Origin of the sequence: Paenibacillus sp. FSL L8-0663, assembly GCF_038008125.1 — a bacterium.
Taxonomy (GTDB): Bacteria; Bacillota; Bacilli; order Paenibacillales; family Paenibacillaceae; genus Paenibacillus; species Paenibacillus polymyxa_D.
Genome location: NZ_JBBOYM010000001.1, coordinates 5,677,875 through 5,701,643 on the forward strand (window position 1 = coordinate 5,677,875; position 23,769 = coordinate 5,701,643).

Consider the following 23,769-nt stretch of genomic DNA (forward strand, 5'->3'; position numbering starts at 1 on the left):
TAAACCAAACTGGTCCCACATGAAGCTGAAACTTCCCCTCAAAGCATAAAAGGTCTGCTACCTTGTTGTCAAAAGTGTCATGGCGTGGTCAGCTCCTCGAATTCATACCAAAAAAGGCTTCGACCTCACGGTCAAAGCCCCAATTCATGTTTATATTCGTATCCTATGTAGCTTTCAAAGTCATTTTTTACCTTAATGTGGAGCCAGTTTCACCAAATTTTGCAGTCGCACCGGGAAAGAAGTCGACAGGGAAAAACCATAATCGAACAACTTCCGTGTCTGCTCAAAACGCTCTTCCTTGCTCGGTGCACCCAGCACCACAGCAACTAGCCGTCTTCCATGCTGCTCTGCTGTACCTGTAAAGCAGTATCCAGCATCGCTTGTGTACCCTGCTTTCAGTCCGTCCGTTCCTGCATAAGAGTACGGTCCAGCCAAGGAAGGCAGCATCCAGTTCGTATTACTAATGTAGATGCCTTTATCCTTCAACTCCATCTGCGTACGACTGGACGTTCTCAAAATCTCCGGGTGTGACGTAATCAAATAGGAGGCCAACTTCGCCGTGTCGCTTGCTGTCATTTTCGTCTCTCCCTGGATATCCTCAGGATGATTCGGCCCCAATTCACTCTGACCTGCCCCAGAGGCATTGCTGAAGCGACTATCGGATGACAACCCAATTTGGGCAGCCTTTCCATTCATACGCCTCACAAAAGCTGATTCATTCCCTGCTGAACGCTCCGCTAACGCGACAGCGGCATCATTCGCTGAATACACAACCATACTCTGGAACAATTCGGATACGGTCATCCTTTCACCATACCGGAGGGACAAATTCACACCGCCCACCGTACTCGCGTAACGGCTAATTCGCACTTCATCATTCCAGCCTAATCGTCCGGCCCGAATATCCTCCAGCACCAATAGCTCAGTCATGAGCTTGGACATATTTGCGGAAGGCATAGGCGTATCACCGTTCACATCCATCAGTAATTCCCCAGTATGCATGTCCATCAGCACCGCGGCCTCTGCATCCACATTCGGCTTTCCGATCAACAGGCGGGGTCCAAGCGTAATAAAAATCAATATAATAAGTACCGGGACGACAATAGCCCAACGTAACCAATGTTTTTTCATCATCGTAATAACCTCCATACTTTATTAGACGATGAAAAATCCATTTTGTCTGCAATTTTTCGAAAAAAAGATACAATTTTTTTACCTTTTTTATTTCACGCCAAAATATCCGTCAATTCTGCTTCAGGATGACGGATATTTTGCTTCCTAATTATTATATTTTAGGCAAAGTGACAGGCTACAAAATGCTGATCGCCCGCATCGCGGTATACCGGAATCTCTGTTTTACAACGTGCTTCTGCCATAGGACAACGTGTATGAAACTTGCATCCTGAAGGCGGGTTGGCCGGAGACGGGATGTCTCCTTTCAACACAATCCGTTGTCTCTTGATCGTGGGATCGGGAATCGGTACTGCCGATAGCAGCGCCTTCGTGTACGGATGAAGTGGATTACTAAACAGTTCCTCCTTGGAGGAAAGCTCTACCATTGAACCCAGATACATCACACCAATCCGGCTACACAGATGCTCGACTACACTTAGATCATGCGAGATGAACAGATAGGTCAATTGGCGTTCCTGCTGCAAATCACTTAACAAGTTAATGATCTGGGCCTGAATAGACACATCCAGAGCAGATACCGGCTCGTCAGCCACAATAAAATCAGGATTCAAAATCAAAGCCCGTGCAATCCCGATCCGCTGACGCTGACCGCCAGAGAACTCATGCGGATACCGATCATAGTGATACGAGGACAGCCCGCAAATGTTCAGCGTTTCATTGACCTTCTTCCGCAGCTCACTACGATCAATCAACCCGTGATCCAGCAACGCCTCTCCAATGGCTTCACCGACCTTAATTCTCGGATTCAGTGAGCTAAAAGGGTCCTGAAAGACGATTTGCAACTTCGGACGAAGCGCACGAATCTGCTCTTTGTTTAACGCGTGCAAGTCTTCGCCTTTGTATCGTACCGATCCCTCTGTCTTATCCATCAATCTGAGAATCGTACGCCCAATCGTACTTTTGCCGCAACCCGATTCTCCTACCAGACCGAAGGATTCACCCTTATGAATGTTAAAGGATACGTCATCGACTGCTTTCACATGTCCGACAGTACGCTGAAAAATCCCGCCTGTGATTGGGAAATACTTTTTCAGCCCTTCCACTTGAATCAAAGGCTCGCTCATATCCGTTGCCCTCCTTCTTTCTCATATAGCCAGCAGGCAACCTTATGACCATTCTCCTTTTCATTCAAGGGAGGAACCTGATCCTTGCAAATTTGCATACAGTGGGAGCACCGATCATGAAAATGACAATTTTCCCCCAACTCAATTGGATTTGGAACCTGTCCTGGGATGGAATACAGTCGATCCATTTTCTGATTAATGACGGGCTTCGCCTTTAGTAAGCCTTGAGTATATGGATGCTGCGGATTTTTAAACAGCTCAATGACAGGCGCCTCTTCAATGACGTTTCCAGCATACATAACGACCACATAATCAGCCATTTCTGCCACGACGCCTAAGTCGTGCGTGATGAGCATAATGGAGGTTTTAAGCTTATCCTTCAAATCCCGCATTAAATCGAGAATCTGTGCCTGAATCGTAACATCCAGTGCCGTTGTTGGTTCATCCGCAATCAATAGCTTCGGATTACAGCTTAATGCGATGGCAATCATGATCCGCTGGCGCATACCGCCACTCAATTCATGAGGATAGGAATGAAATATTTCTTCCGACCGCGAAATCCCCACCAAATTAATCAGTTCAATTGCCCGAGCATGTGCTTCTTTTTTACTCATTAATGTATGCATCAGCAATGGCTCCGTGATCTGTTCCCCAATCGTAAGCACGGGATTCAGAGAAGACATGGGCTCCTGAAAAATAATCGAGATGTCATTGCCGCGAATTTGCTGCATTTGACCTTTATTGAGTTTTAGGAGGTCCTTGCCCTCAAACCAAATTTGTCCGTCTGAGGTGTGGGGAGAATCAATCAACCGCATCATCGTCATCGCTGTTACACTCTTACCGCAGCCTGATTCTCCTACCACACAGAGCGTTTCACCCTCACGAATTTTAAAACTGACGTCATTGACCGCTTTGACAGTTCCGTTAGAGGTATGAAAGTGGGTTTTCAGGTTACGAAATTCAATCAAAGCATTTTCCATAAACGTTCGTCTCCTACTTCTTCATTTTAGGGTCCAGCGCATCACGCAAACCGTCGCCAATCAGGTTAATCGCTACAACTGTAATGAGAATACACATTCCCGGTGGAACCCATATCCAAGGCCGTTTGCGGAAGTCAATTAGGTTATTCGCAGCCGATATCATGTTCCCCCATGAAGGTGTGGGCGGCACAACACCGATTCCCAAGTAACTAAGTGCAGATTCTGTAATAATCGCACCCGCTACTCCAAGCGTAGCCGTAACAATAATGGTAGGAATCGTGTTCGGTAGTAAATGTCGGAATATTTTGCGACGGTCTCTCAAGCCTAGCGCTTCCGTCGCCTGCATAAACTCCTGTTCACGCAACGTAAGGATCTGCCCCCTGACCAGACGGGACAAGCTAGTCCAGCTCAGGACCCCGATAATGAGCATCAGAAAATAAATGCGATTCGACGGATCGACCTTCAAATCCGACAGAACAGCACCTAAAATAATAAGCAGCGGTAATGTAGGGAGTGCCATGAAAATATCCGCAATCCGCATAATAACCGTATCCACGCCTTTACGATAAAACCCTGCCAGCGCACCCAGCGTCGCTCCGATCATAACCGAAATAAACGTGGCGACCAGCCCTACCGTCAAGGAAATACGGCCGGCCAGCATTGTACGCAGCAAAATATCTCTACCAAACTTATCCGTACCGAGCCAGTACTTAGCATTAGGCGATAAATTTTTGTCAGCTAGCCTGTAATCATCTAAATGATAAGGTGAAATCATCGGTCCAAAACTACAAATGATAACCATCAGAATTAATATAACGAGACCAGCCAAAGCCAGACGGTTTTGGTTAAAACGGCGAACGGCGATTCTCCATGGAGACGCTTCAGGACGGATCGCCGCCTTTTGATTCGTTTCAATCGTGACTGTTTCTGCGGACAATAGTATCCCTCCTACTTCAAGCGAATTCTTGGATCTGCCATGCCATACAATACATCAGAGAGCAAATTACCGATAAGCGTAAGTAACGCTAAGAAAATCGTGAAGCCCAACATAAACGGATAATCCCTCATGCTAATCGACTCCAGATAAACCTGACCCACACCTGGCCACACAAATACCTTCTCCAGAATCATCGCCCCGCCAAATAAGGCCGGAAGCTCGAAGCCGAGTAGTGTGATGGCTGGAATCAGTGCATTGCGCAGTGCGTGCTTGAAAATAACCGTACGTTCCTTCAAACCCTTGGCACGTGCGGTACGAATATAATCCTGACGAATGACCTCCAACATGCCTGTACGGAAATACCGGGTCAGACTTCCTGTGCTCAGCATCGTAAGTACGAGTGTCGGCAGGAACATATGCTTGAGAACATCCACCATATAAGCCCATGAGCCTGGCTCCATCCCTGCTGTGGTCATGCCCCCAACCGGGAGAACCCCCCACTCCAGGGCAAATATTTTGATGACCAATAGACCAATAAAAAATGAAGGCAGCGACATACACAAGAAAATGAATAATGTGACAAACTTATCGAATAACGAATATTGGAACTTGGCTGAAAACACCCCTGCAATAACCGCAATCAACCAGCTAAAAATAAGACTAAAAAAAGCGATAATAAATGAGTTCCATACATAATTGCCAATGACCTTCGTTACCGGCTGCTTATGCTGTAATGAATCCCCCATATTCCCCTTTAACATATTACCGGCCCATATAAAATAGCGTTGATATTCCGGTTTATCCAGCCCGTAGATATGTCGTAGCTGCTGCGCCTTTTCGGCCGTCATATTCGGGTTCTGCTTGGCTGTAATATAATCACCCGGCACCATGGCTGAAATCGCAAATACGATAATGGATATGCCAATAAGTGTGGGGATGAGTTGCAGCAGTCTTCGAATAATGTACTGCTTCATATTCATTCCTCCAGACGAATAAAGTGATATGCCCAGCTCGTGAGAGCTGAGCATACGATTGGCAACCCTTATTGAGCGATCTGAGCGTTATGCAGAGTGAACTCAAAATCTTTGTATGGTGTAATTTCCAAGCCGGTTACACGTCCATTAACTGGCCACATATCTCTGCGTTGGTACATAAAAATAGTTGGCAGATCTTTGTTCAACTCTTGATAGAGCTGTTTGTAAATCTGTTTGCGTTTCTCTTGATCCAGCTCATGCTTACCAGCAAGCGTTAGTTCATCGACTTTCTTATTGGAATAGCCGATATCATTTTGTGCACCATTCGTAATAAAAGTCGTTGTATCCGGGTCTGGAGTCAAGCCCCAAGCCGCGAAGAACATATCGAACTTGCCCGTATCCTTCTTATCCATAATGGCGTTAAAATCTAAAGTTTCGGAAGTCAGCTTGATGCCTAGCTCCTTATAGTTATTGGACATGATCGGTAGCAAGGCCTCTACTACTGGATTATCAGCAGTCGCAGAGAAGTTAATGGTTAGCTTTTCTCCGCCCTTTTCGCGAATTCCATCAGCACCAACCTTCCAGCCTGCCTCATCCAGCAAAGCCTTCGCCTTAGCTGTATCAAATTCATATTTGTTGATACCTTCATCCGTATAAGACCAAGATTCTGTAGATTGTGGAATGTTAATAACATTCGCATATGGACCATACACGCCCTGCACAATCTCCTTGCGGTTCAAGCCAATGGTCAGAGCCTGACGTACTTTAGGGTCCTGAAATTTCTTTTCCTTGTGATTAAACGCAATATATCCATAGCCGTTCGTTGGCATAATATTCACGTCCAAGAAGCCCAACGCCTTTAATTCCTCTACATTGTCTTCCGTAACTGTGATGTTATCCATGTCCGTTTCACCTGTTTGCAGCATAGACAGGTTCGTTTCTTCTGTTGTTGTTTTAAAAATAACTGATTTCACCTTTGGTGCGCCCTTAAAGTAGTTTGGATTCGCTTCAAGAACGACTTGTTGACCTGGGGAGAAGCTCTTCAGTACATACTGACCAGAGCCAATCGGCTTATTATTAAGCGCCTTGATGCTGTCCAAGTTACCCTTTTTGAACCCTTTTCCATAATAAGCTTCTGGCATGAAGTATTGCTCACCCAGAAAATCCTTTGTATACGCTGTTGCTTCTGTAACGGTGACCTCTACTGTATTATCATTAATGACCTTGATCCCCGAGATATCATTTGCTTTGCCATCGTGATATTCTTTACCGCCTTTAATCTTAAAAGACAATACATCGGTTTCTCCATCATAATTCGGATCATGCAACACTTTGAGTACAAAAGCATAATCCTTCACGGTTACTGGCGTGCCATCACTATACTTCACGCCTGGTTTCAAATGGAATGTATACTTTAGACCATCCGGCGATACATCAACCTTGTCAGCCAAGCTATTTTCATATGTACCATCTGCCTTCACCTGTAAGAAGGAGTCAAATACTGTTCTGACTACATATAGATCGTAAGTCGTTTGCCAGAATAGCGGATTAAATACCCCTTTAGGTGATGTCATACCTACCACAATGTTATCTTTCCGATTAGTCGCTCCCGGAGGGTTTTGCGACAGATCAGTTGCTTTAATAACCCCTTCCGTAACAGGTGCACTTGCTTCATTTCCCTCTGTTTTATTGCCCGCATTGCCTTGCTGTGGCTGTGCCTCATTGCCACCTCCGCTACATCCTGCAAACAGAACACCAACGATCGTAAGCATCATAAGCAAAGAAACCCATTTCTTCGTCTGCATCATCCTGTTAATCCCCCTTAGTCGGTTCTTTATTTAACAGCCTGTCTCATTCCTGCGGTAATTCGTTAAAGCTTAAGGTTTGAAAATGAAGTTTGCACATCCTCCTTACTGTCCTAATAGCGTAAACACGTGTTTTAGACCTCTGGTCAATTTTGTGCACTAACAACCATTACATTTTTATTAAGGTTTATCTTAAGTGTAAAATAATATCACGTCAATATCTTTTTTTATGTAAAATAAAAATGCAAAATTTCTATTTATGTAAAGTTTATGAATTTCACCTGTGGAAAATGACAAAAAACAGGATTCCATGTAATATAAAATAACATTTCGGAAGACCGAAATGTTTACTCTGGCGAGTTGAGGAGCTTGCAACTTCACAAGCCATTAAAAGGTATACTATGGTTTATGGGTATACATGGATTGTATTATTAGTAAGTTACAATAGATGGGACTTGTTGTCAATATAAAAAATCACAAAAAAAGACGCTCCCGGGATCGGGAACGTCTCTTTTTTCCACCCACTACTATTCAGTAGTGTAAGGAAGCAATGCGATTTGACGGGAACGTTTAACAGCGATTGTCAACATACGTTGATATTTCGCGCTTGTTCCAGTCACACGACGAGGAAGAATTTTTCCACGTTCGCTGATGAATTTTTTAAGCAGGTCTGTATCTTTATAGTCAATGTGAGTAATTTTGTTCACAGTGAAGAAACATACTTTACGACGTTTGTTGCGACCACCACGACGAGCTGGTCTTTTGTTATCGTCTCCGCCTTCTCTTTGTCTGAAGCCCATTCTTTGTCAGTCCTTTCCCAATTAAAATGGTAAATCATCATCCGAAATATCGATCGGTTTTCCGTCATCGGAAAAAGGATCCTGATTGTTTCGCGAGTTATTATTCCCGCGTCCACTATTGCTGTTACCGCCTCCGAAAGGAGACTCCTCACGCGCAGCTCCACCGCTATTGCCGCCACCGTTACCGCCATCGCGGTTAGATTCCAAGAAACGCACATTATCAGCTACAATTTCAGTCACGTATACACGTTTTCCTTCATTGTTCTCATAATTACGCACCTGAACACGGCCTTCAACAGCCGTTAAACGACCTTTGCGAAGATAGTTAGCGCATGTTTCAGCAAGCTGACGCCAGGTTACGATCGGCAAGAAATCCGCTTCCCGTTCGCCGCCTTGACTCGTAAACGGACGGTCTACAGCCAGGGTGAACTGGGTTACTGCTACACCAGACGGTGTATAGCGCAGCTCTGGATCTTTGGTCAAACGACCGATCAGAATGACACGGTTCAACAATCCAATCCCCTCCTTTGAGCGTTGTTCATTACATAATCACGTACAATAATTAAGCTACGTCGTTCGTAATGAGATAACGAATTACTTCGTCAGAAATTTTCATGATACGCTCAAGCTCAGTAACAACAGCAGGTTCTGCTGTGAAGTTTACCAGAACAAAAGAACCATCACGGAATTTCTTGATCTCATACGCAAGACGGCGTTTAGTTACATCGTGACTCGTAATTTCGCCACCGCCGTTAGAGATGATACCTTGGAATTTATCGACTGTCGCTTGAACAGCTTCTTGTTCAATGTCAGGACGAATAATATACATCGCTTCATATTTGCGCATTCTTTACACCTCCTTATGGACATAAGGCCCTCAATCTCAGTTGAGAGCAAGGAACGAGCCTAAACTCGCACTAAAACAGTTTACCAAATTGAACAGCTGAATGCAACCTACAAATTCGATATATAAGCCTAAAACAGCTAAACACACTACATATCATTAGCTTTATACAATTTTATATAATACCGAAATTTTCGTATATATAAAGGAAATCATTTGATTCACTCACTATCTGTATACCCGGTTTCGCATGTTTCTGTTCAAGACAGCGCACAATAACCGTTGCAGTTCAAATTGATTTATCTAAGGAGGCACCACCGTATGGGTGAAAAGACGGAGTTCGAACCAGGGGATAAGGTCCCAAACGACGGCGTATACATGGAGGTCGGAGAAAAGAGTTTCCATACTGAAATCCAAAACCCACAGCAAGTAACGCTGGAAAGAGGCGATTCTTTTCCGGAAACCGCCAACCATAATCGCAAATGGAAGAAAAAAACGAAAGCTCGTGTCCACTAATGTATATTTCCTCGGAATCTTGGCCATATTATGATTAGGCGATACAACAGAGAGGTGTGGTTCCGTTGGACGACGTAGCCGGACAAACTGTTAGGAGATCCATTCCGGGCATTAGAAGCGTTAGGTTTGTGTAAAAGGACACTGTCTTTTCAACACGGTATTGCTGGTCAGTACACCGAGTTTCATGATGTGATTGGACAGATCGTATCCTGTTAAAAATGTATCGCCTACGATGGAGGACCTTTGTGGTCCTCCTTTGTTGCATTATCGGACTTTTTGCATATACTGGTAAAATGCAGATTAATTCAGCTCCTTCTGCTAGAATATATCCAAGTACAAAGACCTACTATCTACGGAGGTTTAAAGATGAGCTATTCTCGAATATTAAAGTGGATATCAGGTATATTCGAATTGGTACTTGCCGTACCGATTGTGGGGGGAGCTATTGTCATGGGGACCGGCTACTCGGCTCTGGGATTTATGCTTGTCCTGCACGCAGTAACACTTATCCTGTCGTTACGCAATCAAGAGGCGATCTACGGCTCCGTATGGGGAGTACTCACTTCTTTGCTGGCCTGGATACCCTTTGTAGGCTGGGCTCTCCATTTGATTGCAGCGATCCTTCTGATGATCTCTGGCTCAAGAAAAACAAAACGCTATCATTACCCGCCTAACCAGCTATAACAAAAAAGTGCTCCAAACGGCAATGTTTCTCTGCTGTCAGGAGCATTTTTTTGCTATAACGCCCTATTTATCCCCCAATAGACTCTTAATCATTTGCTCCATCTTACCCTCATGGTTTATCTTAGTGCTTTTCACTTTATCACAGTCTGTTGACCTCTTATTTCACAAACAAAAAATCCCCTACGTCACAGACGTAAGAGATTGGTTTATTTAATGAAGTTAGTGGCGGAAAGAGTGGGAGTCGAACCCACGCACGCCTTGCGACGCCTAACTGATTTCGAGTCAGCCCCCTTAGACCTCTTGGGTACCTTTCCGCAGCAAGGATAATTATATCATCATTGCAACTGTGACGCAAGCTGATTCTGGTTCATCGCCATTCATCTTTCTTGGTTCAATTTACTTCCGTGTTTTGCTCGTCGGCGTTGGCCTTTGAGCGCAGCACTTTCTTCATATTCTTTTCGAACTTGGCACGCGGAATCAGCACACTATGCTGGCAACCGACACATTTGATTCGAATATCCATCCCCATGCGGATAATTTCCATTTCATTCGCTCCACACGGATGAGGCTTCTTCATCTGTACAATGTCCCCTAGTTCAAATGACTTACGCTCCACCCTTCTCTCCCCCTTTTCTTCCTTGCTCATCTTCTTTTTCTAGGGTTATCGCCGTCTCCAAGGCGGCCTGACGATGTTCTTCATCCTCTAGGGCCTTCTTGATGTTATTCTGAATATCACGCTCTACCACGGCCCCTGTATTCGGCATACATTCTGCCACAACACGTACAATATACTCTGAGGTGGTCATGGACTGAACCCCTAACACATCCGGTATATTAAGTATCTGTACATTGGACTCTTCAATTCCTTGGATTGCCTGTTTCACCAAGCCAACTGCTTCCTCCAGGCTACGCTCGGCCTTCATTGGCACATCCACTACCGCTAACGCGTTGGACATGGAGAAGTTCGTTACCGTTGTAATTGAGCCATTTGGTAAAATGTACACCTCACCTTTCCAGCTGACCAGTCTGGTTGTACGTAGCCCGATCATTTCCACCGTACCCTTGAAAGTGCCTGTCTGAATGACATCTCCTACGGCAAATTGATCTTCAAAAATAATAAAGAATCCGGTAATTACATCCTTAACCAAACTCTGTGCCCCAAAACCAACAGCCAATCCAAGCACTCCAGCTCCAGCAATCAGAGGGCCGAGATTAATGCCCATTTGCGATAGCACCAGCATAATTAAAATGAAATTAAATACAATATTGGTTACATTTTTCATCAGTTCCCCAACAGTCGTTAAGCGCCTTGTATTCAATCGAAACCTACCGTTGTCTCCTTTTTGTTGCATCGACTTATCTATAATTTTATTAATAACTCGAATAAAGATACGTGTGATGATAAAAATAATCGCGATTTTCAAAATCATAAACAAAAGGGTCGACCACATCGTACTATCAGTGAGCCATTTCCATACAGCATCCTTCCAGTGAATCGCATCTTTCACTACGTCATCCGTACCTACATTACCGGCTAACCAATGTATAAAGGTCATGCTGTACTCCTCCTTAACAAAGGGAACTACTCTTCCTGCTTCCCGATTCTATTTCCTACTATAAGGATTTTGCAAAATTCGATTCCAGTCGCTCCGAAGTGCAAGATATAGACGAACTAGACCATTTCGATCTATATCTTGTTCATTGGAAGTCGCTTATTGGATTTTTGCAAAATCCTCACTATATAAGCTTATCTACCGACCTCAAACATATGGCTATGAATAATCTACTTCCTTCGAGTATAAAAGCACAAGTTTATCCATATACTAGCTACTATCTTGAGCATAAATGTTACCCGCAGGCTAACTGTTATTCTCCAAGGTACAGCGAGCGTAACCCGCACACTCCATTACAGAGCGAAAGGAAGATTCCATGACTCATCCATCTGACTTCATTCCGGGGCAAGAACCCCTAAGCTTAAAAATATCACACACAGACCCCGGGATCCAATCAGCCATCATCCATCGTCTGCTGTTCCATCTGCACCAGGCGCCGAGCCTGCAAAATATCGTCATTATTTGCATCGGCACCGACCGTTCCACTGGAGATTGCCTGGGTCCGCTCGTAGGTACGCATTTATCACGCTACAAAAGCCCTCTGTTTAACCTATACGGTACATTAGAGGAGCCTGTACATGCCATGAACCTGCAAACGACGCTGAATGGCATACAAGCCCGATATGAACAGCCTTATATCATTGGCATAGATGCATGTCTTGGACAAACCTCCAGTGTTGGATGCATTCAGGTTTCAGATGGCCCTCTCAAGCCGGGAGCAGGTGTAAATAAAGAACTACCGCCGGTCGGCGATATCCATTTGACTGGTATCGTTAACGTCGGCGGCTTCATGGAATACTTCGTGCTACAAAATACGAGACTAAATTTAGTGATGAAATTATCAGATATCATTGCTAGCAGCTTATACTCCGCGATTAAGGAGTGGCATTACCGTTCTGTCCTGCTTGCTGCGCAAGAGTAACGGCTTCTTTTTCCTCAGGTGATAAGGAATAGGTGGATTGTCCCGCCTCCAGAGGCTTGGCATACACATATGAGCCATCTCGGTTATAAATACCGGTTAATACCATACCATCCTGATTGTCATCTACAATAGCCAGAGAGAAGCTTAAATCACTTCCTCTCTCACCAAAGGCATTATAGCGTTTGATACCTATATGTCCCTTCAAGCCAGTCAATTTACTACGTAGTGATTTCATACTTGCACGATGGGTTTCCTGCTCATCCTCAATCGTATCCATCTGTACCTTCAAATCAATCAGCAGCGTTTCCAAATTCTCGACACCGCTGCCTGCCATCATGGTTTCATACTTTCGCCGCATCTTCTTCAGCTTTGAACCCTGCACGATAATAACAATCAACAGGATGAGCAAAATAAGCACGGCCCCTGCAACGATTCCGGCAAGCTGTTCCATGATTAGTCCATTCAATTCAGCCATATGCTTGCTTCTACTCCTCTACCTCAAAAATCATGTACCTGCATACTTATATTTTATACGTTTGAGAACAGCGAAACAAATAACGCAAGGCTATTAGTTTATCCATCAAAACCATTCTAATTTCTGCAATTCCAGACAAAGCAAAGACATATCTCACTTTCCATTTTGCTCAAGGAGACATGTCCATGTTTCAACAAACTACTGTAATAGCTCCAGTAATCTTTCCAAATCCTGCTGGCTGTAATAATTCAATTCAATTTTACCTTTATCCTTATTGTGCTTGATCTTCACAGTTGTTTTAAAGCGTTCACGCAGGGACTCTTCCATATGGTCAATATAGGGGTCCTTTTTTCGCACCTTTGTTTTGGCTTTCGCCTCACCAGGCTTATGATCCAACTGCTGTACAGCTTCCTCCAGTTCGCGGACACTCCACTGCTGTTCAATACATTGCTGTGCTAACTGTTTCACCATGTCTGGATCTTTGAGCCCAACAATAGCCCTAGCGTGTCCCATAGACAATGTTCCACGTGAAACATGATCTTTAACTTCTTCAGGCAATGCGAGCAAACGAAGGAAATTGGCAATATGAGAACGTGATTTTCCCACTTTCATGGACAACTCTTCCTGAGTTAAAGAAAATTGATCCATCAATCCCTGATAAGCTACTGCCACTTCCATTGCATTCAAATTCTCACGCTGCAAATTCTCAATCAGGGCAATCTCCATCACCTGCTGATCCGTAAAATTGCGAACAACCACAGGTATCGTCGGATTCCCACAAAATTGAGACGCCCGAAACCGTCTTTCCCCGGCTATGATTTCATATCCTCGCAATACACTACGTGCAATAATAGGTTGGATAACACCGTGCTGACGAATGGACTCGGCTAATTCCTTAATGGACTCTTCATCAAACGTTTTTCGAGGCTGGTACGGGTTTGCACGCAACTGGCTGAGCGGAATGTCAACAACCTTATCCTCTTCATTGACCATAAGGGAGGGAATGAGTGCATCAAGTCCTTTTCCCAACCGTTTACTCATAAGATACCACTTCCTTTGCCAACTCAATATATACCTCTGCCCCACGGGAACGGGGATCATACGTAATAATGGACTGGCCATGTGATGGTGCTTCGCTGAGTCTCACATTGCGTGGAATAATCGTCTGATAAACCTTGCTTTGAAAATACTTTTTCACTTCTTCAATCACCTGAATACCCAAGTTCGTGCGGGCATCAAACATGGTTAACAACACACCTTCAATTTGCAATGAGGTGTTCAGATGTTTTTGCACTAATCGCACGGTATTCAACAATTGACTTAATCCTTCTAATGCGTAATATTCACACTGGATTGGAATAATGACTGAATCGGAAGCCGTCAATGAATTAAGCGTCAAAATACCCAGCGATGGCGGGCAATCAATTAATATATAATCATAATTATGCTTAACAAGTTGAAGCGATCTTTTTAATCTCAATTCGCGAGAAATGGTCGGCACCAGTTCAATTTCCGCGCCTGCCAACTGAATGGTTGCCGGAATAATATCTAATCCCTCAACCTGTGTACTCACAATAGCTTCGCTAGGATCAACCTCGTTAATGAGTACATCGTAAATGCAATTTGCCACGTCCGCCTTATTGATACCCACACCGCTGGTTGTATTACCTTGCGGGTCGATATCCACGAGCAATACCCTTTTGCCGAGGGAAGCAAGTCCGGCGCCCAAATTAACGGAAGTAGTTGTTTTGCCTACTCCGCCCTTTTGATTGGCTACGGCTATTATTTTTGACACTTCATTCACCTCATAATTTAATCGGAATCCTGCTACACTCCATAACTACAAAACGCTCTATGGAGACGTTACTTAGTCCTTAACTTACGGATAACGGCAATTTCAGAATAGAATTGAGTATGCTGCGGTTTTATTCGGCGTTAGACAGAAAAAGCGGCAATTGCTGCCGCCTGTACGCTTCATCCCTTACTTACGTTTGGGAATTTGAATGACAATCTCATAGTGATCCTCATGATCAGATTCCTTGGTTTTGATATCCAAGCCTGAGCCAGACACCATATCAATGGATTGACGAATCGTATTCAGCGCAAGCCGGACATCCTTGGTAAAGGAAATCCGCTTCGATTTCTTATTGGTGGATACTTGTTTATAAAAGGCAACTCTTGCCTCTGTCTGCTTCACATTGAGTTCCTTGGCAATGACTTCATCTAAAACCTTGTACTGTAGTTCTTCGGTCTCTAATGACAATAATGCACGAGCATGACGCTCAGACACCTTCCGTTCCATTAGAGCCTCTTTCACTCTCTCCGGCAGATGAAGCAGCCGTATCTTGTTAGCAATAGTGGATTGGCTTTTGCCAAGTCGTTGAGCGAGGCTTTCCTGGGTGAGCTGGTGTAGATCAATCAGCTTTTGGTAAGCTACAGCCTCTTCAATCGCAGTTAACCCTTCCCGTTGAAGATTTTCAATCAACGCGATGGATGCAGCTTGTGAATCATTAAACTCACGAACAATGGCTGGAATAGTTTCCATACCCAGCTTGGTGACAGCTCTCCAACGACGTTCCCCTGCTATAATCTCATATTGTCCATTACGGAAACGAACGACAATCGGTTGAATTACACCATGCGTCTTAATGGTCTGGCATAGCTCATCAATCTTCTCGTCGTCAAATATGGTGCGGGGCTGATAAGGACTGCTGACAATATCCCGAACTGGAATTTGTTTTATTTCGTCCCCAGTAGATCGCTCCGTCAAACCAAATAGCTTGGAAAATTGTTCTTTCATTCCGTATAATACCACCTAATTTCATAATAGCACCATACTAACAGCGCTTCGTGAAAAACAGTTCCTTACGCGGATCGTAGACCCTTTTATATGAAACAGCGCCGTAAGCGGGTACACTCCACGTACTCCCCTGACATTTGTTGTCCCACTCCCCTATATGTATATCTGAATTCATGGGTACAGGAGCAGTCAACTTACATTAAAACGATTATCTCTATTCTATCACTTTTCCAGCCATAATCCTATCGTCTCTACCAGCTTTTCGGAAGGATCAGAGAATAAATTATGCATCCTCTTTGATAACTAACTATCCATCTTCCTCCCCAAATGTAAACAAGAACGCATGTTAGCAAAGAGCCTTTTATGTGAAAAGTCTATCAGCCATAAAAAAAGTGAATGTTTCACGTGAAACATTCACTTTCTTTCAAACATTTACACTAACGGTGCCTTCAAAGGAGTCCCCGGCTTACGTGGATACTTTCGTGGGGTCGCCGCTCTTTTCTCAATAATAATCATATGTCTGGCTGCATCTTCAACAGGTAGCTGGAAGGCCTGAACATGTTTGATTTTTCCTTTTAGCTCTTTCAAACTGTAGGAAGCTTCCTTGATTTCCTCGGTAGGATCATTGCCCTTCATCGCGGCAAAGTGTCCTCCTTCACGGACAAACGGCAAACAAAATTCATTCAATACGGCGAGACGAGCAACCGCTCTGGCTGTCACTAGATCATAGCTATCGCGGTATCCTGGTTTACGCCCCAATTCCTCTGCCCTGCTGTGAACCAGTTCAACATTTTCCAAACCCAACTGCTCTACTACATGGGCCAAGAACTGTATACGTTTGTTCAACGAATCTACAATAGTCAACTGAATCTGCGGAAAGCATATTTTCAAAGGAATACCTGGAAAACCTGCACCTGACCCAATATCGGCCAGGCTTTCCACATCTTTTAACGGAACATAAAAAGCCAGGGAAAGAGAATCATAAAAATGCTTGGTGTACACTGCATCGCGCTCAGTAATACCCGTCAGGTTCATTTTTTCATTCCACTCAACCAGCACACGGTAATATGCTTCAAACTGCTCTAACTGACTGTCATTAATCACAATACTATGCTCTGCCAGCCGCTGCTTAAATTGCTGTTGTATCGCGTCCATTATGATCCCCTTGCTGCTGTTACGCGGTTATAATGCTCCAGATAAACCAGCAAAATGGAAATATCCGCAGGGGTTACACCCGAAATACGGGATGCCTGACCAATCGACATCGGACGGATCTTTTCAAGTTTCTGCTTGGCTTCAATGGCCAGTCCTTGAACTTCATTGTATACAATATCCTCTGGAAGCTTCTTCTTCTCCATCTTTTGCAGACGCTCCACATGCATCAATTGCTTTTCAATGTAGCCCGCATACTTAATTTGGATTTCCACCTGCTCCTGTTCTTCCTCAGTAAGAGCTATAGGTGAAGGTGAGATTTGTGCTACTTGCGCATAACTGATCTCTGGTCGACGCAGCACCGTTAACAAATTACTACCATCCTGTATCGGTGCAGATCCGCCTTGCTCCAGCATCTCATTTATATCAACTGGACGAACCTTCGCCAAGCGCAAACGTTCAATCTCTTGATCTACCTTTTGCTTTTTATCCAAAAAGCGCTCGTATCGTTCATCCGTAATTAGGCCAATATCATGCCCAATCGGAGTCAATCGCAGATCAGCGTTATCATGACGCAACAACAGACGATATTCTGCACGTGACGTCAGCAAGCGATATGGCTCATTCGTCCCCTTCGTCACCAGATCGTCAATCAGGACCCCGATGTAGCCTTGCGAACGGTCCAATACGACAGGCTCTTTGCCCTGCACCTTACGAGCTGCGTTAATCCCTGCCATAATTCCTTGACCCGCAGCTTCTTCGTAACCGGAAGTACCGTTAATCTGACCTGCTGTGAACAAGCCTGGGACTTTCTTCGTTTCCAAAGTAGGCCATAACTGCGTAGGTACCATTGCATCATATTCAATAGCATAGCCGTTACGCATCATCTCTACCTTTTCCATCCCCGGAATCGAACGCAGTACAGCTAATTGTACATCCTCTGGCAAGCTGGTCGACAAGCCCTGGACATAGTATTCAGATGTGTTTTTACCTTCAGGCTCCAAAAAGATTTGGTGCTTAGGCTTATCACTGAAACGTACCACTTTATCTTCAATAGATGGGCAATAACGTGGTCCCGTTCCCTCAATCAGACCAGAGAACATGGGCGCACGGTGCAAGTTATCATTAATAATCTGATGTGTTTCTACTGAAGTATATGTCAGCCAGCAAGGAAGCTGTTCATTATCCGAAGACTTCGTTTCATAAGAAAAGAACTTCGGTTGATCATCACCCGGTTGTATTTCCGTTTTGCTAAAATCAATCGTGTCCTTGTGCACACGTGGCGGCGTTCCTGTCTTAAATCGAACCAGATCAAAACCCAGCTCTCTCAAATGCTCAGACAATCTCAACGAAGGCTGTTGATTGTTCGGACCACTCTCATACATCAGCTCGCCCATAATGATTTTTCCGCGCAGATAAGTACCTGTGGTCAGGACAACTGCTTTACTTCGATACTCTGTGCCCGTCTTCGTAATTACACCTACGCAATGGCCTTCTTCCATAATCAACTCTTCAACCATACCTTGGCGTAAGGTCAGATTTGGTTCCTTTTCCATCGTTTCCTTCATCGCATGCTGATAAGAGAACTTGTCTGCTTGTGCACGCAATGCATGAACTGCCGGTCCTTTACCAGTATTTAACATCCTCATTTGGATAAATGTCTTGTCGATATTCCGACCCATTTCGCCGCCCAGTGCATCAATTTCTCGCACCACATGCCCTTTTGCAGGACCGCCAATAGACGGGTTGCAGGGCATGAACGCGACCATATCCAGGTTAATTGTGATCATCAACGTGCGACAGCCCATCCGTGCTGCTGCCAAGGCTGATTCTACGCCCGCATGGCCCGCACCTACGACAATTACGTCATAGTGGCCTCCTTGGTAACCCATACCTTTCTTACCTCCTTATACATTCCGGTCTTCACGCCGAATATGCTCTTGTATATCTATAACGATAGCAGGCTTATATCAGCCATGCTTGAATGTTCTATTTGCCTAGACAAAATTGTGAAAATATTTGATCTATTAGCGCATCATGCGCAGTATCGCCTACAATCTCGCCCAAATGCTCCCATGCCAGTCTTACATCAATCTGGATCATGTCAATTGGTACAAATTGATCAGCAGCTTCATAGGCATCTACCAGCGATTGGCGCGCCTTCTTCAACAAAGCAATATGCCGTACGTTGCTGACATATGTCATATCCGCCGATTCCAGCTTGCCGCTAAAGAATAAATTCGATATAGCCTGCTCCAATCGGTCCGCTCCCTCATTTTCCTTCACAGACATCGGTACGATAAGCTCCTCGGGAACATAACGCAGCAACAAATCCCGGTCTACTTGAGCCGGTAAGTCCATTTTATTCATAATGACAATCGCTTGTCTACCGCGGATTTGTTCCATTAATGCCATTTCATCCTCATGCAGTGGTTCGTTGGCGTTAATGACGATGAGCAACAGATCTGCTTCACTAACTGCCGTTCTCGAACGTTCTACTCCAATCCGTTCCACAACGTCCATCGTTTCACGAATCCCAGCAGTATCCAGCAGCTTGAGCGGAATACTATTAATCGTCACATATTCCTCAATAACGTCACGGGTTGTGCCCGGAATATCGGTCACAATGGCCCGCTCACCCTGAGCCAATGTGTTCAGCAGTGACGATTTGCCCACATTTGGCCTTCCAACAATCGCTGTAGTCAGCCCTTCACGCAAAATTTTTCCCTGCTCCGCCGTATGCAGCAGCCGATCAATTTCCGTCATGACCTGACTGCTTTTATCCTTGATTAAGTCAGACGTAAAAGATTCAACATCATGCTCAGGATAATCAATGTTCACTTCAATATGAGCAAGTGTTTCCACCAAGACATGACGCAAGCGACGAATATTCTGGGACAATTGTCCATCCACCTGCTTCAAAGCCACCGAAAAAGCTTTATCTGATTTGGAGCGAATTAAGTCAATAACACCCTCCGCCTGACTCAGGTCAATACGACCATTCAGAAAAGCACGTTTCGTAAATTCACCTGGCTCAGCCAAACGTATATTTTGCAGCAATAGTAAATCCATTACCCGTTTGACGGCTACGACCCCGCCATGAGTACTGATTTCTACGACATCTTCTGTCGTAAAAGAGCGTGGCGCCCGCATCACTGTAACTAAAACTTCCTCCACCTTTTCCTGGCTTTGAGGATCTATAATATGTCCATAATGTACTGTGTGAGTTGGAGCCTTGCTTAGAGGCGTTTTACTACGGAACAAAGCCTCCACTTCTGTGACCGCTTCTGGACCGCTGACCCGCACAACCGCAATGCCGCCCTCGCCGACAGCCGTTGCAATGGCAGCTATAGTATCGCTCAGCATAAAGTTTCTACCTCCTATCAAGTAGAAACGGCATTACCGTCCTTCATCAAGGACGGCAGCCGTTTCAGCGAGAAATATAAGAAAAAAAGCAATGGCTTCTGCATCTTGCAGAGAGCCATTGCGTCGGATTATTTTTTAGCAATGACGACGCGCCGATTGGGCTCGTCTCCCTTGCTGTATGTTCTAACCAGCGCATGCTGTTGGAGCTTGGCATGAATCAGCTTCCGCTCCTGTGACGGCATTGGCTCCAGTACCACTTCCTTGCCATAACGAATAGCCTGGTTCGCCAACCGATCTGCCAAATCCTCCAGCGTTTTTTGCCGACGTGCACGAAATTGCTCGGCATCCAGCACAATTCGGATGAATTTGTCAGAATGACGGTTGGCAACGATATTCGTCAGGTACTGCAATGCATCCAATGTCTGTCCTCTGCGGCCGATTAGCATACCGAGCGACGGACCGGAGATATCCAGTGTACTTTCATCCTTGCGGTGGCGGACATCGACTTTAACGTCCAGTCCCATTCCTACTGCTGTTTCACGGATGAAACGCACCGCCTCTTCATAAGGATCTATATGTCCCGAGGGTGCTTCCATGTTCATCTGTGCTTCCTGTGCAACAGGCCCAGTTCCTTCTGATAAAGCCTGTCCCACGCTAGAAGGTGCTTGAGCCGATATATGAGCTTCAGCCGCGTGTGTGGTTTCAGGAGACGACTCAGAGAGCAGCGTAAGCTCCACCTTCGCCTTCTTGACCCCGAGCCACCCCAGGAATCCTTTTGACGGCTGTTCCAACACGCTTACGGTTACCCGTTCACGGCTTACTCCCAGCTGGGAGAGTCCTTGTCTTACAGCATCTTCAACGGTTTTTCCTGATGTCACGACTTTGGTCATCTCGACTTTTTAGCCCCCTTCGTGTTTTTGCCACCTTTTTTCTTACTATTGGAGGAACCTGTTTTCGTGAGACTGGCTGTTTTCACATTCGCCAGTGCTGCTTCTTTATCCTTATTCCGATAAAGGAAATAGTTTTGAATGATCGTGTAAATATTACTGTAGAACCAGTACAACGGCAAAGCGGATGGGAAGTTGTACGACATGAACAGAATCAGCACTGGATAGACGTACAGCAAAAATTGCATCGGTCCCTGCTGCGGCGTCGGATTCATTTTCATCATCATCCAAGTTTGGACAAATGTCGTAATCGCTGCCAAAATCGGCAGGATAAACAAGTGATCCGGTTTACCTAACTGGAGCCACAAGAAGTCATGATCCCGCAATGCCGAGTTATAATATATGGCATTATAAAGCGCGATGAAAATTGGCATCTGTACTACCAAAGGAAGACAGCCAGCCATCGGGTTGACCTTATTTTCCTGAAACAACTTCATCGTCTCTTGCTGGACTTTTTCAGGCGTATCCTTGTATTTCGCTTGTATTTCTTTTAGTTGTGGCTGAATGGCCTGCATAGCTTTGGAACTACGTACTTGCTTGAGTGTAAGCGGCAAAATAATGGTTCGCACGATAATCACCAGAATCAGTACGGCCAGGCCATACTCTCCAGAGAACCATTGGGCAAATGTATCTAGCGCATACGAAAACCAGTAAACGACATATCTTTGCCAAAACGATCCATTGGCCAAGTCTGCCGTCGTGTAAGAATTGTGGGCCGTCTGGGCACATCCGGACAGCACAGCAACAAGTGCCAATAAGGCAATCAGGAGGAACCATTTTCCCCGTTGAGTCTTCAAACGCGACACTTCATAACCCCTTTCTTAACCAATCCATTCCAACGTAAATCATACCATATCCTGTAGGACAAAGATACTGACTATCGGCGTGAAGACTTGAGCAGCGAGGCTTTGCGTAGAACGTGCAGCACGCTTTTCTCCAGCTCTTGATACGACATTGTAACCGCACCCTTACGAACGATAAAAATCAGGTCAATCTGCTCCACCAATTCATGCTCATGATGGCGCACAATTTCCTTAACGATTCTGCGCATCCGGTTGCGAACTACTGCATTGCCGATCTTCTTGCTGGCCGAAATTCCGACGCGGAACTGCTCTACCTCTCTGCGGCGGAACCAGTACACCACAAACTGATGGTTGGCAAAAGATTTGCCATGGCGGTATACGCGCCCAAAGTCCGCCCGGTTTCGTAGACGCAATTTTTTTTGCACGGCGCTTCTCCTTGCTCATCTCTTTTACACATGTCGGTAAGCTAACCTTTACCATTTATATAGTAAGAAGTATGGACAACATATCAACATGGTAATCTCGCTTATTTTATATCCATTTTCAAAAGCTTCATCTAATATAGGACGGGATACTGGACTTCTCCCTCTTCTTTCACTACATTTTTACAACAGTAAAAGAAGGAATCCGCTCCCTGAATACCTCAATTATGAAAAAAAAGACCACCGTAGTGGTCTTTATGCACGCATTACGCACTCAATACTTTTCTACCTTTTTGGCGACGAGCTGCCAAAACTTTACGGCCATTCTTCGTGCTCATTCTTTTACGGAAGCCGTGAACTTTTTTACGCTTGCTGACATTCGGTCTGAAAGTCGGTCTCATTGTGCTGCACCTCCTTACAAGGAATACGTTTTATATGGAATATACCTAACGTAGCAATCTCCACAAAAAACACCTTTGTACATTTAACCACAAATAGCGGTCAAAGTCAATGTACCTGTGAATCCTCTCCCTCTTTTTCGAATCAGGAAGCCTCCTCCCCTTTACCCCGCTCACTCACTTCACTCTTTTATTCCCTTATTTCATAGAATTTCTTTCGCCTCTCCTCCATTATCAGCATTCTATTTGTAGTTTTCACTCCTCCAAAAACTGTTTTTTACATTTGTTCATTTGTAACTTGAATCCATCCTATTTTCAGATCGACGTTATCAGGTTCGTTCAAAAATAATGTCGGAAACGTTACCGGAAATTTTCAACAGAAAAATAAGCCTCTGTGACCAAAAGGCAACAGCTGTTATACACAGATCCACAAAAAAAACTGAATTGTGATTTAAATGGTCATAACCTGTGCATAACATTTTAGAGTAAAAAAGAGTTATTGTCGAAAACTGAACAAATTATAAACAATATCTTGTGTTGTGAATAAAAATTGTACACAACAGATTGAATTTGTGGATAAATAACCACCAGTCATTGAAATACAAGGCTTCTTTTGCTATGATGATATTACTTTTGAATGTGAATATGTTGTTTTACCCTCCATATTATCAACACCCTGTGGATAAAGTTGTGAACAAGTTCAATTTATCCATCTTTTTATTTCTGTGCGGATTTGGGATTCTGGGGATATATTCTACATTTTTCATTTGATTTCGACATATTGCAGTCCCGTTTTGGCCTGCGGGATCAAGAGAACGGATCGTGCCGCACATTCCCTCCTGAGAAATATCGCCTCTCTTCTGCTGATCAGCAGCGGAATTTCCATTAGCTATTTTTCAGGGTCATTTTGTGTTGCGTTCTCTCACCACACTGCCGCATGATTTAGGCGGCGGTATGTCTTTTTATGGCCTTCAACAACATTTTTGGGATTTTAGGCGTTTTGCCGAAGCGCCGAGAGCAGCTCTCTGCAGCTTAATTCGGTAAAATGTCAGGATTTAAAAGGAGTGACGTCT

The 23,769-nt window shown here is 44.5% G+C and carries 25 protein-coding genes and 1 tRNA gene; 3 read left to right on the forward strand and 23 right to left on the reverse strand.

The features are described from left to right. Nucleotides 1-192 precede the first annotated feature (192 nt). From MKY75_RS25230 to rpsF, 9 genes are all read right to left on the reverse strand, one after another. Entirely contained in the window at nucleotides 193-1,134 is a 942-nt protein-coding gene (locus tag MKY75_RS25230; RefSeq protein WP_340887034.1) for a D-alanyl-D-alanine carboxypeptidase family protein, read from the reverse strand. Between the two features lie 158 nt (nucleotides 1,135-1,292). Beyond that, nucleotides 1,293-2,258: an ABC transporter ATP-binding protein gene (locus MKY75_RS25235; protein ID WP_013312795.1), complete on the reverse strand. Its 966-nt coding sequence runs from the start codon at nucleotides 2,256-2,258 to the stop codon at nucleotides 1,293-1,295. Continuing rightward, nucleotides 2,255-3,238 (reverse strand): ABC transporter ATP-binding protein, encoded by a 984-nt coding sequence (locus MKY75_RS25240; RefSeq protein ID WP_250241373.1) that lies wholly within the window; start codon nucleotides 3,236-3,238, stop codon nucleotides 2,255-2,257. Before MKY75_RS25240 ends, MKY75_RS25235 begins: the two co-directional genes overlap by 4 nt. A gap of 13 nt (nucleotides 3,239-3,251) precedes the next feature. After that, nucleotides 3,252-4,175, reverse strand: coding sequence for an oligopeptide ABC transporter permease (gene opp4C / locus MKY75_RS25245; protein ID WP_340887036.1), 924 nt, complete (start codon nucleotides 4,173-4,175; stop codon nucleotides 3,252-3,254). Between the two features lie 11 nt (nucleotides 4,176-4,186). Continuing rightward, complete coding sequence (locus tag MKY75_RS25250) at nucleotides 4,187-5,149, reverse strand: ABC transporter permease (protein WP_250241375.1); 963 nt, start codon at nucleotides 5,147-5,149, stop codon at nucleotides 4,187-4,189. Nucleotides 5,150-5,217: 68 nt separating this feature from the next. Further along, complete coding sequence (locus tag MKY75_RS25255; protein WP_340887037.1) at nucleotides 5,218-6,957, reverse strand: ABC transporter substrate-binding protein; 1,740 nt, start codon at nucleotides 6,955-6,957, stop codon at nucleotides 5,218-5,220. Between the two features lie 524 nt (nucleotides 6,958-7,481). Beyond that, nucleotides 7,482-7,754, reverse strand: coding sequence for a 30S ribosomal protein S18 (rpsR, locus tag MKY75_RS25260; RefSeq protein ID WP_013312800.1), 273 nt, complete (start codon nucleotides 7,752-7,754; stop codon nucleotides 7,482-7,484). Nucleotides 7,755-7,775: 21 nt separating this feature from the next. Further along, nucleotides 7,776-8,267, reverse strand: a complete 492-nt coding sequence (gene ssb, locus MKY75_RS25265) for a single-stranded DNA-binding protein (protein ID WP_013312801.1) — start codon at nucleotides 8,265-8,267, stop codon at nucleotides 7,776-7,778. A 49-nt stretch (nucleotides 8,268-8,316) separates the two neighbouring features. Next, nucleotides 8,317-8,601 (reverse strand): 30S ribosomal protein S6, encoded by a 285-nt coding sequence (gene rpsF / locus MKY75_RS25270; RefSeq protein ID WP_013312802.1) that lies wholly within the window; start codon nucleotides 8,599-8,601, stop codon nucleotides 8,317-8,319. Nucleotides 8,602-8,919: 318 nt separating this feature from the next. Here rpsF and MKY75_RS25275 point away from each other — a divergent pair, with 318 nt between their 5' ends. Next, entirely contained in the window at nucleotides 8,920-9,114 is a 195-nt protein-coding gene (locus tag MKY75_RS25275) for a YjzC family protein (protein WP_013312803.1), read from the forward strand. Nucleotides 9,115-9,480: 366 nt separating this feature from the next. Beyond that, entirely contained in the window at nucleotides 9,481-9,798 is a 318-nt protein-coding gene (locus MKY75_RS25280) for a hypothetical protein (RefSeq protein WP_340887039.1), read from the forward strand. A gap of 223 nt (nucleotides 9,799-10,021) precedes the next feature. On the opposite strand, the gene MKY75_RS25285 is transcribed toward MKY75_RS25280, so the two are convergent. The 3 genes from MKY75_RS25285 to MKY75_RS25295 form a co-directional block, all read right to left on the reverse strand. Continuing rightward, nucleotides 10,022-10,112, reverse strand: a tRNA-Ser gene (locus tag MKY75_RS25285). A 77-nt stretch (nucleotides 10,113-10,189) separates the two neighbouring features. Continuing rightward, on the reverse strand, nucleotides 10,190-10,414 hold the full coding sequence (locus MKY75_RS25290) for a DUF951 domain-containing protein (RefSeq protein ID WP_340887041.1): 225 nt from the start codon (nucleotides 10,412-10,414) through the stop codon (nucleotides 10,190-10,192). Next, nucleotides 10,404-11,354 carry a mechanosensitive ion channel family protein gene (locus tag MKY75_RS25295; RefSeq protein ID WP_340887042.1) on the reverse strand — a complete coding sequence of 317 codons (951 nt, stop codon included), beginning with the start codon at nucleotides 11,352-11,354 and terminating at the stop codon, nucleotides 10,404-10,406. The genes MKY75_RS25290 and MKY75_RS25295 overlap by 11 nt, the downstream gene beginning before the upstream one ends. A 373-nt stretch (nucleotides 11,355-11,727) precedes the next feature. Between MKY75_RS25295 and yyaC the strand changes: the two genes are divergently transcribed. Continuing rightward, nucleotides 11,728-12,333: a spore protease YyaC gene (yyaC, locus tag MKY75_RS25300; RefSeq protein WP_340887043.1), complete on the forward strand. Its 606-nt coding sequence runs from the start codon at nucleotides 11,728-11,730 to the stop codon at nucleotides 12,331-12,333. Here yyaC and MKY75_RS25305 read toward each other — a convergent pair. From MKY75_RS25305 to rpmH, 11 genes are all read right to left on the reverse strand, one after another. Then, nucleotides 12,287-12,808, reverse strand: coding sequence for a DUF4446 family protein (locus MKY75_RS25305; RefSeq protein WP_340887044.1), 522 nt, complete (start codon nucleotides 12,806-12,808; stop codon nucleotides 12,287-12,289). The two genes, yyaC and MKY75_RS25305, sit on opposite strands and share 47 nt — an antisense overlap. 198 nt (nucleotides 12,809-13,006) lie before the next feature. Next, on the reverse strand, nucleotides 13,007-13,849 hold the full coding sequence (locus MKY75_RS25310; protein ID WP_250241393.1) for a ParB/RepB/Spo0J family partition protein: 843 nt from the start codon (nucleotides 13,847-13,849) through the stop codon (nucleotides 13,007-13,009). Next, on the reverse strand, nucleotides 13,842-14,603 hold the full coding sequence (locus tag MKY75_RS25315) for a ParA family protein (protein ID WP_023991152.1): 762 nt from the start codon (nucleotides 14,601-14,603) through the stop codon (nucleotides 13,842-13,844). Before MKY75_RS25315 ends, MKY75_RS25310 begins: the two co-directional genes overlap by 8 nt. A gap of 186 nt (nucleotides 14,604-14,789) precedes the next feature. Further along, complete coding sequence (gene noc, locus MKY75_RS25320) at nucleotides 14,790-15,608, reverse strand: nucleoid occlusion protein (protein ID WP_013312811.1); 819 nt, start codon at nucleotides 15,606-15,608, stop codon at nucleotides 14,790-14,792. A gap of 432 nt (nucleotides 15,609-16,040) precedes the next feature. Beyond that, nucleotides 16,041-16,763: a 16S rRNA (guanine(527)-N(7))-methyltransferase RsmG gene (gene rsmG / locus MKY75_RS25325; RefSeq protein ID WP_029518967.1), complete on the reverse strand. Its 723-nt coding sequence runs from the start codon at nucleotides 16,761-16,763 to the stop codon at nucleotides 16,041-16,043. Next, entirely contained in the window at nucleotides 16,763-18,652 is a 1,890-nt protein-coding gene (gene mnmG, locus MKY75_RS25330; RefSeq protein ID WP_340887046.1) for a tRNA uridine-5-carboxymethylaminomethyl(34) synthesis enzyme MnmG, read from the reverse strand. Before mnmG ends, rsmG begins: the two co-directional genes overlap by 1 nt. Nucleotides 18,653-18,749: 97 nt before the next feature. Then, complete coding sequence (mnmE, locus tag MKY75_RS25335; RefSeq protein ID WP_328801372.1) at nucleotides 18,750-20,126, reverse strand: tRNA uridine-5-carboxymethylaminomethyl(34) synthesis GTPase MnmE; 1,377 nt, start codon at nucleotides 20,124-20,126, stop codon at nucleotides 18,750-18,752. A gap of 128 nt (nucleotides 20,127-20,254) precedes the next feature. Continuing rightward, nucleotides 20,255-21,016 carry an RNA-binding cell elongation regulator Jag/EloR gene (jag, locus tag MKY75_RS25340; RefSeq protein WP_340887048.1) on the reverse strand — a complete coding sequence of 254 codons (762 nt, stop codon included), beginning with the start codon at nucleotides 21,014-21,016 and terminating at the stop codon, nucleotides 20,255-20,257. Then, on the reverse strand, nucleotides 21,013-21,879 hold the full coding sequence (locus MKY75_RS25345) for a YidC/Oxa1 family membrane protein insertase (RefSeq protein WP_250241422.1): 867 nt from the start codon (nucleotides 21,877-21,879) through the stop codon (nucleotides 21,013-21,015). Before MKY75_RS25345 ends, jag begins: the two co-directional genes overlap by 4 nt. A 71-nt stretch (nucleotides 21,880-21,950) precedes the next feature. Then, complete coding sequence (gene rnpA / locus MKY75_RS25350) at nucleotides 21,951-22,301, reverse strand: ribonuclease P protein component (protein ID WP_013312817.1); 351 nt, start codon at nucleotides 22,299-22,301, stop codon at nucleotides 21,951-21,953. 263 nt (nucleotides 22,302-22,564) lie between these two features. Then, entirely contained in the window at nucleotides 22,565-22,699 is a 135-nt protein-coding gene (rpmH, locus tag MKY75_RS25355; protein WP_007433250.1) for a 50S ribosomal protein L34, read from the reverse strand. Nucleotides 22,700-23,769: the final 1,070 nt, after the last annotated feature.

Bases quoted from the DNA above. Each gene is read 5' to 3' on its own strand.
- MKY75_RS25240 (WP_250241373.1), bottom strand. From the start codon at position 3,238: ATGGAAAATGCTTTGATTGAATTTCGTAACCTGAAAACCCACTTTCAT.
- rpmH (WP_007433250.1), bottom strand. From the start codon at position 22,699: ATGAGACCGACTTTCAGACCGAATGTCAGCAAGCGTAAAAAAGTTCAC.
- MKY75_RS25250 (WP_250241375.1), bottom strand. From the start codon at position 5,149: ATGAAGCAGTACATTATTCGAAGACTGCTGCAACTCATCCCCACACTT.
- MKY75_RS25295 (WP_340887042.1), bottom strand. From the start codon at position 11,354: ATGACCTTTATACATTGGTTAGCCGGTAATGTAGGTACGGATGACGTA.
- MKY75_RS25280 (WP_340887039.1), top strand. From the start codon at position 9,481: ATGAGCTATTCTCGAATATTAAAGTGGATATCAGGTATATTCGAATTG.
- rpsF (WP_013312802.1), bottom strand. From the start codon at position 8,601: ATGCGCAAATATGAAGCGATGTATATTATTCGTCCTGACATTGAACAA.
- yyaC (WP_340887043.1), top strand. From the start codon at position 11,728: ATGACTCATCCATCTGACTTCATTCCGGGGCAAGAACCCCTAAGCTTA.
- mnmG (WP_340887046.1), bottom strand. From the start codon at position 18,652: ATGGGTTACCAAGGAGGCCACTATGACGTAATTGTCGTAGGTGCGGGC.
- MKY75_RS25230 (WP_340887034.1), bottom strand. From the start codon at position 1,134: ATGATGAAAAAACATTGGTTACGTTGGGCTATTGTCGTCCCGGTACTT.
- MKY75_RS25305 (WP_340887044.1), bottom strand. From the start codon at position 12,808: ATGGCTGAATTGAATGGACTAATCATGGAACAGCTTGCCGGAATCGTT.
- MKY75_RS25275 (WP_013312803.1), top strand. From the start codon at position 8,920: ATGGGTGAAAAGACGGAGTTCGAACCAGGGGATAAGGTCCCAAACGAC.
- MKY75_RS25310 (WP_250241393.1), bottom strand. From the start codon at position 13,849: ATGAGTAAACGGTTGGGAAAAGGACTTGATGCACTCATTCCCTCCCTT.
- jag (WP_340887048.1), bottom strand. From the start codon at position 21,016: ATGACCAAAGTCGTGACATCAGGAAAAACCGTTGAAGATGCTGTAAGA.
- MKY75_RS25255 (WP_340887037.1), bottom strand. From the start codon at position 6,957: ATGATGCAGACGAAGAAATGGGTTTCTTTGCTTATGATGCTTACGATC.
- noc (WP_013312811.1), bottom strand. From the start codon at position 15,608: ATGAAAGAACAATTTTCCAAGCTATTTGGTTTGACGGAGCGATCTACT.
- rpsR (WP_013312800.1), bottom strand. From the start codon at position 7,754: ATGGGCTTCAGACAAAGAGAAGGCGGAGACGATAACAAAAGACCAGCT.
- MKY75_RS25235 (WP_013312795.1), bottom strand. From the start codon at position 2,258: ATGAGCGAGCCTTTGATTCAAGTGGAAGGGCTGAAAAAGTATTTCCCA.
- mnmE (WP_328801372.1), bottom strand. From the start codon at position 20,126: ATGCTGAGCGATACTATAGCTGCCATTGCAACGGCTGTCGGCGAGGGC.
- rsmG (WP_029518967.1), bottom strand. From the start codon at position 16,763: ATGGACGCGATACAACAGCAATTTAAGCAGCGGCTGGCAGAGCATAGT.